Raw genomic sequence first — 15,129 nt, 5'->3', positions numbered from 1 at the left:
CATGAACCTGGCGCGCTACCGTTTCATACTGTCGCGCCCGCTACAGCTATTGCCGGTGCTGTTTGGCATCAGCATGATCACCTTTGTGCTCGTGCGCTCAATCCCCGGGGACCCCGCCAGGGCGCTGCTGGGCTCGCGCAGCACGCCGGAGGCGCTGATCAGGATTCGTGCCCAGTACGGGCTCGACCAGCCCTTGTGGATGCAGTACTTCTACTTTCTCAAGAACCTGCTCAAAGGCGATCTCGGCCAATCGCTGCTCTACAAAGTCGATGCCTTGCAACTGATCAGTACCCGCATTGAGCCAACCCTGTTCCTGGTGCTCGGCAGCGTACTGCTGGCGCTGCTGATTGCCGTGCCACTGGCCACGGTAGCGGCACGCAACAAGAGCGGTTGGCAGGATCATCTGATTCGCCTGTTCACCACGGCAGGGCTCGGCATGCCGGCGTTTTGGCTCGGCATCATGTTGATCCTGCTGCTCAGTGTGCAGTTGGGACTGTTCCCGGTCTCAGGCTATGGACGTACAGGGTGGGACAAACTGCATCACATGGTTTTGCCGTGCCTGACCATTGCCTTGGCACTTTCCGCCGTTCTGGTGCGCAACCTGCGCGCGAGCATGCTCATGGAGCTACAAGCCGATCATGCCACCGCCGCACGGGCCCGGGGCTTGTCCGAGCGGGCGATATTTCGTCGGCATGTGCTGCCCAACTCCCTGGTACCGGCGGTCAACCTGCTGGCGGTAAATATCGGCTGGTTGATCAGCGGCACGGTGGTCATCGAAAGTCTGTTTGCCATTCCCGGCATCGGTCAATTGCTGGTACGCGGCATCTTTACCCGCGACTACATGGTGGTCCAAGGCGTGGCCATGGTGCTGGCCCTCGCCACCGTCACGGTCAATTTCCTCGCCGATGTGCTGACCGTGATGATTGATCCGCGGGTGAACATGCGATGAGCGGCCAGACCCTCAATCCCGCCTGGCGTCTTGCGCTGCGTTTCGGCTTGCGCAACGGTCGCCTGGCCACCGTGCTAGGCCTGGCGATTCTGTTTGGCTGGTTGTTGCTCGCCCTCTTGGCACCCTGGGTCGCACCCTTCGATCCGATTGCCCAGAACACCGACATTCGCCTGCTGGGGCCGAGCCTGGCCCATCCGTTCGGCACGGACAATTTCGGTCGCGACGTTCTTTCCCGAGTGATCTGGGGTGCGCGCATCGACTTGCAGATTTCCGTGATCGGAGTGGTTTTCCCGTTCTTGATCGGCACTTGCGTCGGCGCCCTGGCCGGCTATATCGGTGGCCGCTTCGACACAATCTGCATGCGCCTGATCGATATTATCCTGGCCTTCCCCTTCCTGGTGCTGATGTTGGCAATCATGGCCATCCTCGGCCCCGGCCTGAGCAGCTTTTATATTGCGATGGCCCTGGTGGGCTGGGTGTCCTATGCACGGCTGATCCGTTCGCAGATCCTGGTGCTCAAGCAAAGCGATTTCGCCTTGGCGGCCAAAAGCCTGGGCTTCGGCCATGGACGCATACTGTTTCGGCACCTGTTGCCCAATGCCATGTTCGGTTCGATCGTGTTTTCCATGTCCGACGCAGTGCTGGTGCTGCTCAATGGGGCGGCGGTCAGCTATCTCGGCCTGGGGGTTCAGCCACCCACCGCCGAGTGGGGCACGATGGTCGCCGAGGGCCAGAGTTTTATCACCAACGCCTGGTGGATCTGCACCTTCCCGGGACTGGCGATTGTCACCTTGGCCATGGGCTTCAGTCTGCTGGCCGACGGTGTCGCCGAGCACCTCGGAGAACGCCCATGAGCACACCGGTGCTGCACGTCGAGGACCTCAGCGTGATCGCCGGCCACGGTGAGGACGAGGTCACGCTGGTGGATCGCGTGTCATTTGACTTGGCCGAAGGCGAAATCCTCGGTCTGGTGGGTGAAAGCGGCTCAGGCAAGACGATGGCTTGCCGGGCCTTGATGCGCTTGCTGCCCTCTGCAAACCTGCGGGTCCAAGGCAAGGCCGTGCGCCTTGCCGGCAAGGACCTGCTGACACTGGATGAAGCCGACATGCGGGGCATACGGGGTCGGCGGCTAGGGATGATTTTTCAGAATCCCGGCAGTCATCTTGACCCGTTGATGCGTATTGGCGAACAGATCGGCGAGGGCATACGCCTGCATCAGGGGGCGTCCAAGCGTGAAGCACGGGCGAAAGCCATTGATGTGTTACGCCAGGTGGGCATTCCCGATCCGCTAACGCGGGTCGACAGTTTTCCCCATGAGTTTTCCGGTGGCATGCGTCAACGCGCCATGATCGCCGTGGCATTGGGTTGCAACCCCCAGGTGCTGATCGCCGATGAGCCGACCACCGCCCTGGATGTCACGGTACAGGCACAGATCCTGCGCCTGCTCCTGGATTTGCGCGACCAACGTGGGCTGTCAATCATCATGATCACCCACGACCTGGGGATCGTCGCCCAGACTTGTGATTCCATCGCGGTGATGTACGCCGGTCGGCTCTGCGAGCACGGCAACAAGCTTGATCTGCTGGCTCACCCACGACATCCCTATACGGCGGCCCTGATCGACTGCCAACCGGCTACCAGCGCCGGCCATGCCATGCTCAAAACCATCGCCGGCCAGCCGCCTCTGCTGGATGCGCTGCCCACCGGTTGCCGCTTCAATCCTCGCTGCCTTCAACAGGGCAGCCAGTGCACGCGGCTGTTGCCACAGATGCAAGTCACGACAGAGGCACACCGAGTCGCCTGCCATTACCCGCTGCCTGTGGGAGCTTCGTCATGACCCTGTTGCACGTGAAAGATCTGCAGGTGCGCTTCGCCGCCCCTGGCAGTGGTCCGTTCGGAATCAACAGGCAATGGGTGAAAGCCGTCAACGGAGTGTCGCTGAGTCTGGCCGCCGGAGAGGTGCTTGGGTTGGTGGGGGAGTCGGGCAGCGGCAAGAGCACCCTGGGTCGGGCCATCTTGCGCCTCACTGAGGTCAGCGCCGGACAAATCCTGTTCGATGGCGTGGATATGGCTCAAGGCAAGCGGATCGACATCGAGCGACTGCGCCACGAAACCGCGATGATTTTCCAGGATCCTTATACCGCCCTCAATCCACGGATGAGCATTGGCGACACCCTGGCTGAAGTGCTGCGAGTGCGCTGTGCGATTCCTGCATCGCTGATTCGCCAGCGGGTCGATGAACTGCTGAACCTGGTCGGCCTGCGACCGGAGCTGGCCCACCGCAAACCGGGTTCGTTGAGTGGCGGTCAATGCCAACGTGTGGGGATCGCTCGGGCACTGGCCATCGAGCCACGGTTGATCATCGCCGATGAATGCGTGGCCGCGCTGGACGTTTCCATCCAGGGACAGATCATCAACCTGCTGCTGGAGCTGCGACAGCGCATGAACCTGGCGATTCTGTTCATCGCTCACGACCTGGCGATCGTTCGGCGGCTCTGTGATCGGGTCGCCGTGATGTACCTCGGCGAGATCGTCGAGCAAGGCCCCACGGAGGCCGTGTTCAGCAGCCCGCGGCATCCTTATACCGTCGCGCTGATCCAGTCCATTCCACACATCGACCCGACTCGAGCGTTGCTGAACGAACCCCTGCCTGGCGAGCCACCCAGCCCCCTGAACCTTCCATCCGGCTGCGTTTTTCACCCGCGCTGCCGGTATGCACAACCCATCTGCGCGAAAACGCCGCCCCCCAGCCATGACATCAATGGACATCGTTATAGCTGTGTACTCGGAGAGCCATTGCTCTAAAAAACATTCATCAATAGGGAGTTTGACCATGCGATCGAAACATTTGAAGTTGCTGACCGCCGCGACGTTGACCGTTTGCACACTGGCGGCCGGTGTCGCCCAGGCAGCAGGCGTGCTGACCATCGGTTGCCGTGAAGAAAGCACGACGTTCGACCCGATCAAAAGCGCGCAGAACCGTGATAACTGGGTGTTCTCCAATGTCTACGACGTATTGGTGCGCGTCGACAACACCGGCACCCAGCTGGTACCGGGGCTGGCCGAAAGCTGGCAGGTTTCCGACGATGGCATGACCTATACCTTCAAACTACGCTCGGCCAAGTTCTCCGACGGCTCAGCGATTACCGCCAGCGATGCAGCGTTCAGTCTGTTGCGCATCCGCGACAACAAAGGGTCGCTGTGGAGCGACTCCTACAAGATTATCGACAAGGCCCAGGCAACCGACCCGCAGACACTGGTGGTGACACTCACGAGCCCTTCAGTGCCCTTCCTCGCGCAGCTGGCGTTGCCCAACGTCTCCATCCTGTCGCAAAAGGCCATGGAGAAAATGGGTGAGGAAGCCTATGCCCAGGACCCCGTTGCCTCTGGCGCCTTTATCGTCAAGGAGTGGCTACGCGGTGATCGCGTGGTGCTGGAAAAGAACCCCCACTTCTGGCAGGCCGACAAGGTGAGCCTGGATGGCGTGGAATGGATCTCCATCCCGGATGACAATACGCGGATGTTGAAGGTACAGGCCGGTGAACTGGATTCGGCGATCTTCGTGCCCTTCTCGCGCGTCGAAACCCTGAAGAAAGATCCCAACCTGGTCGTACACATGGATCCCTCCACCCGTGAGGATCATCTGCTGATCAACCATGAGCACGGCCTGCTGGGCAAGCCTGAAGTACGTCAGGCCCTGGACCTTGCGATCAACAAGAAATCCCTGGTCGATACCGTGACGTTCGGCCATGGCCAGGTGGCTTATTCCTACATTCCTAAAGGAGCGCTTTATCACAATGCCGATAATCTGCAGCGCCCGTACGACCCGGAAAAAGCCAAAAAAATGCTGGCAGATGCAGGCGCCTCAGGCCTGAAGCTCAACTATGTGGTCAATGCGGGCAATGAAGCCGACGAGCAGATCGCCGTGCTGGTCCAGCAACAGCTCGCAGCAGTCGGCGTGACAGCCACCTTGCAGAAAGTCGACCCAACCCAGAGTTGGCAAATGCTGATCGACGGCGACTACGATCTGTCCGTGATGTACTGGACCAACGACATCCTCGACCCGGACCAGAAGACCACCTTCGTGCTGGGACATGACACCAACATGAATTACATGACCCGCTACAAGAACGACAAGGTCAAGGATCTGGTCGCGGCCGCGCGGGTAGAAGTGGACCCGACCAAGCGCAAGCAGATGTATACCGACCTTCAGGCAATCGCCAAGCAGGACGTCAACTGGATCGATCTCTACTACAGCCCGTACATCAATATTTCGCGCAAGAACATCGAGCACTTCCAACAAAACCCACTGGGACGCTTCTCTCTTGAGGAAACAGTGAAGCGCTAGCGAGTAGTGGCAACGCCTTGATCACGAATCGAGGCTTGCCACTTGATGGCCAAGCAACATCGGCCGCTCCCCGGTCATCTCACACAGCAGCGCTGTGACGGCGTTCCCTTCAACCGTGCCATGCTCTTGCAGAAAGCCCGCCACGGCGCTGACAGCCGGCCAGTAACGGTGCACCAGGCAACTGCAACGAGCGATGGCCTGGGCTTGGGCGTCGAGCAGCTTGCGCGGTGGCAGCAGGCTGATCAGTTCGTGCCCTCGGTCCAGGTCACCCCGGCCGCTGCCCCTGAACAGCCGGTCGGACCTGCGGTGCCGGTAGACCGCTTCGGCCACAGGCCCGGCGAAGCAATGGAGCAGGTCACGCTCGATGGCATCGATCATCGAGGGCAGGTATTCAGCGATCCCCGGCGCGTCGAAGGCCGGGCGCGAAACAAGGTAGTCGGCTTCGACCAACCCTTCTGCGTATTGCGGGTTGCCGTGCAGGTCGAACAGCGGCTCCGCCCAGGCTTCGACCTTGGTACGCACGGTGATGCGCTTTATCGGTAGGCCATTCCACCAAAAGGCCAGGGCATGACCGGCTTCGTGGAAGGCCGTGCTGCGCGGGCATTTGTTCATGATGGGGTCCGTCACGGCAGGCGCCGTTCATATCATCTGCCTCACCGCCGGGCGCCGATAAAAGATTATCCCTATCGAGCGTTAATACTGCGCCTATTAGCTATCTGCCAAAGGAGGACTAGCCTGAATTCAGGCTGGTGTAATCCGGCCCGTGAAACCTGACAAGAGATACGAAGCGTTCAGAAACGTACTGGGCTTGCCGTGGGCCACCGTACTGGCAATTAGATGTTGCCGCGTAGCCAAACATGATCAGTTGAGCGAACTGTGAGCCCTGCGCCCTGTGTCATTTATTTCGCCTGTCGCTATTCGAAGCCCGCCGGGCTGGATAGCTGGATGAATACGACCAAAGGTAGCTTCTCATGGCAAACGAATCGAAATGCCCGTTCAATCACGCCGCTGGCAGTGGCACGACGAACCGCGACTGGTGGCCGAACCAACTGAATCTGAAGATTCTGCACCAGCACTCCTCGCTGTCCGACCCAATGGGCGAGGATTTCAACTATGCCGAAGCGTTCAAGCGCCTGGACTTCCAGGCCTTGAAACAAGACCTGAATGCGCTGATGACCGACTCGCAAGACTGGTGGCCGGCGGACTTCGGCCACTATGGGCCGCTCTTTGTCCGCATGGCCTGGCACAGCGCAGGCACCTACCGCACCGGTGATGGGCGCGGTGGGGCGGGTTCCGGTCAGCAGCGGTTTGCACCGCTCAACAGCTGGCCCGACAACGTCAGCCTCGACAAGGCGCGTCGGCTGCTGTGGCCGATCAAGCAGAAGTATGGTCGCAACATCTCCTGGGCCGACCTGATCGTCCTCACCGGCAACGTCGCGCTGGAGTCCATGGGCTTCAAGACCTTCGGCTTTTCCGGTGGTCGCGCCGATGTCTGGGAGCCGGATGAAGACGTCTACTGGGGTTCCGAAAACAAATGGCTGGGGGGCGATGTTCGCTACGGCAAGCCCGACAAAGCCGCCATGCAGGATCCCGGCGAAGGCCAATTGGTGGCCGAACCTGGCAACGAAGAAAGCCGCACTGACGAAGGACGCAACCTGGAGAACCCGCTGGCCGCCGTGCAGATGGGGCTGATCTACGTCAACCCGGAAGGCCCCGAGGGCCAGCCGGACCCGGTCGCCGCCGGGCTGGATATTCGCGAAACCTTCGCCCGCATGGCGATGGACGACGAAGAAACCGTGGCACTGATTGCCGGCGGCCACGCCTTCGGCAAGACCCACGGCGCCGGGCCTGCGGACAATGTCGGCGCCGAGCCCGAAGCCGCTGGCCTGGAGCTGCAAGGCCTGGGCTGGAAGAGCACCTTCGGCACCGGCAAGGGGCCCGACACCATCACCAGTGGCCTGGAAGTCACCTGGACCACCACGCCCACCCGCTGGAGCAACAATTACCTGGAGAACCTGTTCGGCTTCGAATGGGAACTGACCAAGAGCCCGGCAGGCGCGCATCAATGGACGCCGAAAAACGGCGCAGGCGCGGGCATCATCCCCGATGCCCATGACCCGGCCAAACGGCGTAATCCAACGATGCTGACCACCGACCTGGCCCTGCGCTTCGACCCGATCTACGAAAAAATCTCCCGGCGTTTCCTGGAAAACCCGGAGCAGTTGTCCGACGCCTTTGCCCGCGCCTGGTTCAAGCTGATCCACCGCGACATGGGCCCGCTCTCACGCTACCTCGGCCCGGAACTGCCCAACGAAGAACTGCTGTGGCAAGACCCTATCCCGGCGGTCGACCATCCGCTGGTCAACGACAACGACATCGCCGCCCTCAAAGGCAAGCTGCTGGCCGCGGGCCTCACGGTTTCACAGCTGGTGTCTACGGCGTGGGCCGCGGCTTCCACCTTCCGTGGTTCCGACAAACGCGGCGGTGCCAACGGTGGCCGCCTGCGCCTGGCCCCGCAGAAGAATTGGCCAGCCAACCAGCCAGAACAACTGGCCCAAGTGCTGGCGACCCTGGAAAAGGTTCGGAGCGAGTTCAATACGGCCCAAGCCGACGGCAAGAAAATCTCCCTGGCGGACCTGATCGTGCTGGCGGGCAGCGCCGGTATTGAACAGGCCGCGAAAAATGCCGGGCTCAGCGTGACGGTACCTTTCACGCCAGGACGCATGGACGCGAGCCAGGAACAGACGGACGTCGAGTCGTTCGGTTTTCTCGAGCCCATTGCCGATGGTTTCCGCAACTACCTCAAGGGCCGGTATCGCGTGTCCGCCGAGGCGCTGCTGATCGACAAGGCACAACTGCTGACCCTCAGTGCCCCGCAAATGACGGCACTGATTGGCGGCCTGCGGGTACTGGATACCAACGTCGGCCACACTGCGCACGGTGTCTTTACCCAACGGCCAGGGACGTTGAGCAACGACTTTTTCGTCAACCTGCTCGACATGGGCGTGGAATGGAAAGCCCTTTCCGACACCCAGGAAACCTTCGAAGCTCGCGACCGCAAGACCGGCCAGGTCAAATGGACCGGCACTCGCGTTGACCTGGTCTTCGGCTCCAACGCGCAGCTGCGGGCCCTGGCCGAAGTCTATGCCAGCCCGGATGCCCATGAGCAGTTCGTCAAGGACTTCATCGCGGCGTGGGTCAAGGTGATGAACCTGGATCGGTTCGATCTGCGGTGAGAAGTGTCCAAGCCCATGAGGTCGTGCGAGGAAGCGGCCTCATGAACTTTTCTTCACCCCACGCCTGCCTGTGATTGGGTAAAGTCCCCTCGCTCATTCAAGAAACTAAGGTTTTAGCCCGCACTCCCAGCGGGCTTTTTTTTGCCTGGCGTTCAGGCTGACGAAGTGCGTTGCCCAACGCAGGCTGCTCCAAGGCCGCCCGCCCATAAAACAGCAACGCCATCAGCCAACAACTCAACCAGACGAAAATCCCCGCCCAGAACGTGTGGGACATGTAGTGCCAACCCTGCAGGACCCGGGTCGTGCCGTAGACAAACCCCAGGGCCAGCGCCCCAAACATCAAGGCCCTCGAATGACGCCAGCGGTAGCGGCGGGCGACAAAATACAGCGCCAGCATGGTGAAGCCGCCGGACGCATGACCGCCGGGCCAGCAACGGCCGTCACCGGCGACGTTCAGCAGGTCGAAATTCTGGAACCATTCCTTGTGCTCGATCTTGCCGGCGTACTGGGTGGTTTCCACCGGGCAGTACACGCTGGTGTGGCCCTTGAGGTAATGGATCACCCCAGTGCTGAGGGAAAAGGCGAAGACCACGTAGAGAAAGTCGCGGCGGTGCTTGTGGGCAAAACGTAGTGGTTTGCTCAGTCGGGTCTTATCCAGCAGGCGAAGCAGCCCAGGGTGTTTTTCCGGTTTGAAGATCGGCCAGAAAAACGCCAACAGCGCCCCCACTATGGCCGCCTCGCCGGTCCAGTTCGGGATGACCCTCGCCCACTTGTGGGTGATTTGCTCGAACAGCCGCACGTGCTCTAGCGGAAAGACCTGGTGCAGCGGATCGTAGAAAAGATCGCTGATGGCGATGTCGATGCGGGTCAGGTCGAACAGCAGGAACACCACGGCGGCACAGACCAAGGGAATTCCGAGGTTGAGTCCGTAGAAACGGGCGCGAGCAGACGTCAGCATGAGCGGTCCTAATCGTGGGGAAAGTTACTGAAACGCCACCGAGTGCCAGTCAGAGGCCTCGATAAACCCAAGCAAGCGTGGCGCTTGGGGCTGGGCGGCGGAAACGAACAACGAAGCGCCATAGCCGAACGCCGAAGTCGGGCGCTGGAGCGCGGTTTCCATGGCCTGCATGCATTCGCTATGGGTCACCAGAATCAGGTTGCGCCCCGCCACCTTGTGGGCCAGGGCATTACGCAGCAGGTCATGCCGGCAATTGATCAGCCAATCGTCACCGCTGCTCACCTTGTTGAACATGTACCCCGCCGTCTGGGTCGCACGCACCAGCGGGCTGTTGTAGAGGTCGACGTTGTCCAGGCCCAGTTGCTCGAACCGGGCACCGAGGCCCACCGCAACGGCACGGGCGCGGTCCGTGATGCCCTCGCGATCATTCAGGCACGCGGCCTTGGAGTGGTCGCAGCGCTCGACATGGCGCACCAGCACGATCATCTCGCCCTTGGCCCAGCCATCGGCCAAGGCCCGGGCACCGGCGATGTTGCCATGGGCCAGGTCCGGCACCGCTGCCGGGCTCAGCAGCCAGAAGGTCAACGGGATCACCAGCAGCGCCGAAGCCAGCACGACCAGCGTGTTTTGGTAACGGGCAAACCAGCGCGTATCGATCGAGCGCGTCAGGCCGAAAAGGCTCAGTCTCAGTTCCACATCAAGCCGCCCCGACGGCATCCACCTAGTCATTCGATGGCGCGACAGTAAAGAGGCCAACGTAGGCAGGCAGTGAAACCAATGTGAAAAAAAGCTTCAGATCCAGGCCCCCCCGCCGATAAAGCCCTGCTACATGCTCTTGCTGGCTCTTAACAACAACAATCTTCCAGCCAATCGATGATCAAGCAGCACAACGTTCCTGGAGGAATTTGATGAATAGCTGGTTTGGCAACATTAGCGTCAACATGAAATTGGGCCTGGGCTTCGGCCTGGTGCTGGTCCTGACCTGCCTGCTGGCCCTGACCAGTTGGACCAGCCTGGGCGGTCTGATCCAGCGCAGCAACTGGATGAGCGACATCACTCAGCTCAACGCCGGCCTGACCAAACTTCGCGTCACCCGCTTGCAATACATGCTGACCGATGGCGACGAAACCGCCGCACAAAATGTTCAGACCACCCTCAACGGTTTCGTGGCGCAACAGAACACCCTGCTCAGCAGCTTCAAGAGCCCGGAAAACGTCAAGCTGCTCAAGGAGCAGAGCGCGGTCATCAGTGCCTATCAGGTTTCCCTGAACAAAATGCGCAGCGCCTACCGCGCCGGCAACAGCGCCCGCGACGCCATGGGCGCGAACGCCGAGGTCGCCTACAAGCTGATCGAAGCCATCGACGCCGACGTGCGGCACATGGCCCTCAGCGATGAACGTTTCGCCCAGTTCCAGGCCATCACCGAGGCCAAGCAGGCCTTCATGCTGGCCCGCTATGAAGTGCGCGGCTATACCGCCAATAGCAACGCCGACACCGAACGCAAGGCCATCGCCCAACTGGACGCCGCCATCGCGTCGCTCAAGCCCTTGAATGAACATTTCTCCAGCAGCCGCCAGGATGAACTGCGCCAGCTGGAAAACGCCCTGACCCAGTACCGCAGCGCCGTGCAGGCCTTCAAGCTGGCCACCGCCGATGTGGTCCAGGCCCGCAAGGAAATGACCGACCAGGGCACGACCATCGTGACCTTGAGCGAGCAGCTGTACCAGATCCAACTCGACCGCCGCGACGCTGAAAGTGCCCAGGCCCGCACCCTGCAACTGATCAGCACCTTGCTGGCGTTGCTGATGGGCGTCATTGCCGCCGTGATCATCACGCGCCAGATCACCGGCCCGCTGCGCGAAACCCTGGCCGTGGTCGAACGCATTGCCAGCGGCGACCTGTCGCAGAACGTCATCGTCACCCGCCGTGACGAACTGGGCGTGCTGCAACAAGGCATCGCACGCATGGGCGTGACCCTGCGTGACCTGATCAGCGGCATCCGCGATGGCGTGACTCAGATCGCCAGCGCCGCCGAAGAGTTGTCCGCCGTGACCGAGCAGACCAGCGCCGGGGTCAACAGCCAGAAAGTCGAGACCGACCAGGTCGCGACCGCCATGCACGAGATGACCGCCACGGTCCAGGAAGTCGCGCGCAACGCCGAAGAAGCCTCCCAGGCAGCCGCCGCCGCGGATGGCGAAGCCCGCGCCGGCGACAAGGTGGTCAGCGAAGCCATCGCCCAGATCGAACGCCTGGCCAGCGAAGTGGTGCGTTCCACCGACGCCATGACCGTGCTGCAACAGGAAAGCGACAAGATCGGCAGCGTCATGGACGTGATCAAGGCCGTGGCCGAGCAGACCAACCTGTTGGCGCTCAACGCCGCCATCGAAGCGGCCCGCGCTGGTGAAGCCGGGCGTGGTTTCGCCGTGGTGGCCGACGAAGTCCGTGGCTTGGCCCAGCGCACACAGAAATCCACCGAGGAAATCGAAGGCCTGGTGGCCGGCCTGCAGAACGGTACCCAGCAAGTGGCCGCCGTGATGAACAACAGCCGCAGCCTCACCGACAGCAGCGTGGCCCTGACGCGCAAGGCTGGGGAATCCCTGGGAAACATCACCCGCACGGTGTCGAACATCCAGTCGATGAACCAGCAGATCGCCGCTGCTGCCGAACAGCAAAGCGCCGTGGCCGAGGAGATCAGCCGCAGCATCATCAACGTGCGCGACGTGTCAGAACAGACCGCCGCCGCCAGCGAAGAAACCGCCGCTTCCAGCGTGGAACTGGCGCGGCTGGGCAATCAATTGCAGATGATGGTCAGCCACTTCCGCGTCTAACGCCCGACCGGACTTTGCATGCCCCACTGTGGGAGCGAGCTTGCTCGCGAAGGCGGCGGTTCAGTCAACTTAAATGTTGGCTGAGCCACCGCCTTCGCAAGCGAATCCGCCCCACAGGATTCGCATCAGTGCCACCTACGAATCGCTCTTTCATACAAAACACCCGACCCCTGTCCTACCGCCTTTCATTGCCCGCTCCTGTACGGTTTTCGCTTGAACAAGCACATTCCGTTCGCACAGGAGATGGCAACACATGGACGTAAGTAACGACTCGCTATTGCACAGGCTCGTTGGCTCCCCAGACGGTAAGGACGCCATAGCAGCCGATCTGAAAACCGCCCTGGCACAAATCGGGGTGACGTCGGTATTCGACATCGCACGCATGAGCAAGGCGCAATTCACCCAGGCACTCGCCGGGCTTAGCGACGTGGACGGCGAGCGGGCCCACGACAATGCTACGAGCCATGCCCGGCAAATCAGCCGTCTGTATCAAGAGCATCGACTATCGTCCGGCGTCAACACGCCACGTAGCAAACGCAGCTTGGCAATAGGCTCAGCGTCAGAGCCCACCGGCTATCAGGCGCTGTTCGAAGAGAATTGGGATCAGTTCTGCAACGAGGGTGATATCGCGGCAATCGACTCGCCCGTGGCGTATCTGCGGGCGTTGTATCTGTTTGCCGAGGAGCTGGAAAACCTGTCACCGCACGCCGATAGAATCACTCTGGCGCAACGGCGCCCGGACCTCAAGGCACTGATGCTCGATCGACAGAGTGCCTTCGTTACGCGACCGATGCTCGACATCATCAACGACACCCTGCGCAGCAATATCGAGGCGCACCTGGAAAACAGCGACAAGAACAGGACCGTTCACCAGGTACTGGCCAGTGCGCACTATCCCTTCTCGCTGCCCTACGATCTGCACCATCATCAGTGTGTGCTCGGGCTGGGCACGGGCAAGCCGACGCTGGGCGAGCTGAATTATCGGGTGAGCCTGAAGCTGCCGTTTTCAGAGGGCCGAATTTTTTATGGGGGCGTATTCGTCAGTTCTGCGCAAGCGCAAAAACTCCTGTCCGGGTTGAGTCCCGCGCAACAGGCGCTGCTCATTGAACCGACCGCTTCGCAGGGCAACCTCAGCACACTGGAAACAAACTACGGCACTGAGAACCTCCTACGCTTGAGTGAGCTTGAATTCTTCAAGGAGCGCACCGACCTCACGACGGAACAGGTTGAGGAGCTACTGGCGCAAGGCAAATACAGCCCACGAACGTCAGTGAACAGTCCCCTTTCCCCCCGGAAACATTACGGCGCCAGCTACATCAACGGCGGCGGAGCAACCCCTGCCCTGGCAATCGAGATCCAAGGGGAGCAGAGGGTCTTCGTCAACAACTCCCCTGAACGTTTCGACCGTTTGCAGCGCATGATCCGCCTGCATCGCTGGACCGGTATTCCCGTTGCCGAACTGGACACGTTGATCTTCAATGTCCAACGCTCGGAAAGAGTTGAAACGCTTAGCGCCAACACCTTGCGCGCTCTGGGCGTCTATCGATACCTGAACCGGCGCCATGGCATCGCCCCTGAAGAATTCGCTTCGTTCCTGCACGACATGCCCACTCATGCTTGCGGGGAACGGGTGTCGCTGTTCGATCACGTGTTCAATCGCACCCAACTGCTCAAAAGTCCTGTGTGGGGCGCCCCCAGGCGGAGCCTGACCGCCACGGACATCCAGACCTTCAGTTACCTCGGCGCCGGCCTTGGGCTTCCCGTAACCCAAGATTCGCTGTCGCTGCTGACGGAACAGGCCAACCGGTACTTTTCACTGGAATACGATTTGCCCACGGTTTCGGCCCTGTATCGCCAGGCCCGTATCGCCCGGATGTTCGGACTCTCCCCTCTTGAATGCACCGAGTTGGCCCGGTTACTCGGCGGGGAAGATTTCTGCAAGGCGTTGGTGAAAGGGGAGCTGAAAACCGTCGGTTCCGCAGAGTTGGACATTCTCGATGTCCTGATGGCAATGGATTGGGCCGTTGACTGGCTCAGGCAAAACAATCGGGACGTGTTGCAATGGTGTCGCCTGTTCAACGTCAGCAGCGATGACTGGCCGCTAGATCAAACCCCGGAGAAACGCTTGGCGAAATTCCAGGCTGACACCAACGCCTCCCAAGATCATCAGCATCAGGTGGAGCTCCTGCTGCAGGACATTGCGGACCTGCCCGCCGAATACGTCCCTGGCGTATTGCAAATGGCCAGCACCGACGCAAGGGCGCTCGTTGCGGCCATCAAGCAAGCCTCGGGAACGATGCCCCCGTTGCTGGCGACGGTATTGCGCACCGCCGAGGTTTGCCAGCGCTTGCACCTGAGCAGCAGCACGTTGGCGGTCCTGATGGAAAACCCGACATGGCTGGCCGCGCGCCCATCCGGAAACCTGACGCCCCAGTTCCTGTATCTGCTCGAACGCTTCAGTCATTGCGCCCGTCATCAGGCCCAATCGGAAGAGAACCTGTTGCACTACCTGCAAGTGGCCAACCAGGACGCGCAGCATTCGGAAAAAGAAACCAATGGCCTGCTGGCCAAGCTGTTGAATTGGAGCGTAGAGGAGGTGAGTTCCCTGACGGCGTCCCTGGACACAAGGCGCGCAAACTCAATGGAAGCAGTGGATTGGATCATGCGCTGCCAAGCGTGCTGCCTGCAAACGGGACTGTCTGCAAACCTGCTGATCAAGGCGATCAAACTGAAAGCCACCAGCCCTGCATCGGATTGGAAAATAGTCGGTGAAGCGCTGATTGCCGCCTGCCATTGACGGCTGCACCCAT

At 60.8% G+C, this 15,129-nt stretch carries 11 protein-coding genes and 1 pseudogene; 9 read left to right on the top strand and 3 right to left on the bottom strand.

Annotated features, from left to right (window positions below; all coding sequences use genetic code 11):
- Window position 1 precedes the first annotated feature (1 nt).
- The 5 genes from IB266_RS24415 to IB266_RS24395 are packed head-to-tail and all read left to right on the top strand — an operon-like array spanning window position 2 to window position 5,297.
- On the top strand, window positions 2-949 hold the full coding sequence (locus IB266_RS24415; RefSeq protein WP_060739260.1) for an ABC transporter permease: 948 nt from the start codon (window positions 2-4) through the stop codon (window positions 947-949).
- Window positions 946-1,803, top strand: a complete 858-nt coding sequence (locus IB266_RS24410; protein WP_103308583.1) for an ABC transporter permease — start codon at window positions 946-948, stop codon at window positions 1,801-1,803. The genes IB266_RS24415 and IB266_RS24410 overlap by 4 nt, the downstream gene beginning before the upstream one ends.
- Window positions 1,800-2,786, top strand: a complete 987-nt coding sequence (locus IB266_RS24405; RefSeq protein WP_192262928.1) for an ABC transporter ATP-binding protein — start codon at window positions 1,800-1,802, stop codon at window positions 2,784-2,786. Before IB266_RS24410 ends, IB266_RS24405 begins: the two co-directional genes overlap by 4 nt.
- Window positions 2,783-3,754 (top strand): ABC transporter ATP-binding protein, encoded by a 972-nt coding sequence (locus IB266_RS24400; protein ID WP_192262926.1) that lies wholly within the window; start codon window positions 2,783-2,785, stop codon window positions 3,752-3,754. The genes IB266_RS24405 and IB266_RS24400 overlap by 4 nt, the downstream gene beginning before the upstream one ends.
- Window positions 3,755-3,782: 28 nt before the next feature.
- On the top strand, window positions 3,783-5,297 hold the full coding sequence (locus IB266_RS24395) for an ABC transporter substrate-binding protein (RefSeq protein WP_060739264.1): 1,515 nt from the start codon (window positions 3,783-3,785) through the stop codon (window positions 5,295-5,297).
- A gap of 21 nt (window positions 5,298-5,318) precedes the next feature.
- Here the strand turns inward: IB266_RS24395 and IB266_RS24390 are convergent, their stop codons facing one another.
- Window positions 5,319-5,909, bottom strand: a complete 591-nt coding sequence (locus IB266_RS24390) for a hypothetical protein (protein WP_192262924.1) — start codon at window positions 5,907-5,909, stop codon at window positions 5,319-5,321.
- Between the two features lie 359 nt (window positions 5,910-6,268).
- Here IB266_RS24390 and katG point away from each other — a divergent pair, with 359 nt between their 5' ends.
- Complete coding sequence (katG, locus tag IB266_RS24385; RefSeq protein WP_192262922.1) at window positions 6,269-8,533, top strand: catalase/peroxidase HPI; 2,265 nt, start codon at window positions 6,269-6,271, stop codon at window positions 8,531-8,533.
- Window positions 8,534-8,630: 97 nt separating this feature from the next.
- Here the strand turns inward: katG and IB266_RS24380 are convergent, their stop codons facing one another.
- Window positions 8,631-9,491, bottom strand: coding sequence for a phosphatase PAP2 family protein (locus IB266_RS24380; protein WP_192262920.1), 861 nt, complete (start codon window positions 9,489-9,491; stop codon window positions 8,631-8,633).
- A 24-nt stretch (window positions 9,492-9,515) separates the two neighbouring features.
- Window positions 9,516-10,187: a histidine phosphatase family protein gene (locus IB266_RS24375; RefSeq protein ID WP_412548320.1), complete on the bottom strand. Its 672-nt coding sequence runs from the start codon at window positions 10,185-10,187 to the stop codon at window positions 9,516-9,518.
- A 212-nt stretch (window positions 10,188-10,399) separates the two neighbouring features.
- On the opposite strand from IB266_RS24375, the pseudogene IB266_RS31270 reads away from it, so the two are divergent.
- From IB266_RS31270 to IB266_RS24365, 3 genes and pseudogenes are all read left to right on the top strand, one after another.
- Window positions 10,400-11,413: pseudogene (locus IB266_RS31270) on the top strand (methyl-accepting chemotaxis protein); the annotation flags it as partial.
- Between the two features lie 42 nt (window positions 11,414-11,455).
- A complete protein-coding gene (locus IB266_RS31265) occupies window positions 11,456-12,319 on the top strand; it encodes a methyl-accepting chemotaxis protein (RefSeq protein WP_371857826.1) in 864 nt (287 codons plus the stop codon).
- Between the two features lie 253 nt (window positions 12,320-12,572).
- Window positions 12,573-15,116, top strand: coding sequence for a Tc toxin subunit A (locus IB266_RS24365; protein WP_192262916.1), 2,544 nt, complete (start codon window positions 12,573-12,575; stop codon window positions 15,114-15,116).
- Window positions 15,117-15,129 lie beyond the last annotated feature (13 nt).

Source organism: Pseudomonas sp. Pdm06 (assembly GCF_014851795.1).
GTDB classification, from domain to species: Bacteria; Pseudomonadota; Gammaproteobacteria; order Pseudomonadales; family Pseudomonadaceae; genus Aquipseudomonas; species Aquipseudomonas fluorescens_AA.
The sequence above is the reverse complement of the archived record's forward strand: the minus strand, read 5'-3'. Positions and strand labels throughout refer to the sequence as shown.

What these genes read in the sequence shown, in the direction of transcription:
- IB266_RS24415 (WP_060739260.1), top strand. Translation starts at nt 2, where the DNA reads ATGAACCTGGCGCGCTACCGTTTCATACTGTCGCGCCCGCTACAGCTA.
- IB266_RS24410 (WP_103308583.1), top strand. Translation starts at nt 946, where the DNA reads ATGAGCGGCCAGACCCTCAATCCCGCCTGGCGTCTTGCGCTGCGTTTC.
- IB266_RS24405 (WP_192262928.1), top strand. Translation starts at nt 1,800, where the DNA reads ATGAGCACACCGGTGCTGCACGTCGAGGACCTCAGCGTGATCGCCGGC.
- IB266_RS24400 (WP_192262926.1), top strand. Translation starts at nt 2,783, where the DNA reads ATGACCCTGTTGCACGTGAAAGATCTGCAGGTGCGCTTCGCCGCCCCT.
- IB266_RS24395 (WP_060739264.1), top strand. Translation starts at nt 3,783, where the DNA reads ATGCGATCGAAACATTTGAAGTTGCTGACCGCCGCGACGTTGACCGTT.
- IB266_RS24390 (WP_192262924.1), bottom strand. Translation starts at nt 5,909, where the DNA reads ATGAACAAATGCCCGCGCAGCACGGCCTTCCACGAAGCCGGTCATGCC.
- katG (WP_192262922.1), top strand. Translation starts at nt 6,269, where the DNA reads ATGGCAAACGAATCGAAATGCCCGTTCAATCACGCCGCTGGCAGTGGC.
- IB266_RS24380 (WP_192262920.1), bottom strand. Translation starts at nt 9,491, where the DNA reads ATGCTGACGTCTGCTCGCGCCCGTTTCTACGGACTCAACCTCGGAATT.
- IB266_RS31265 (WP_371857826.1), top strand. Translation starts at nt 11,456, where the DNA reads ATGGGCGTGACCCTGCGTGACCTGATCAGCGGCATCCGCGATGGCGTG.
- IB266_RS24365 (WP_192262916.1), top strand. Translation starts at nt 12,573, where the DNA reads ATGGACGTAAGTAACGACTCGCTATTGCACAGGCTCGTTGGCTCCCCA.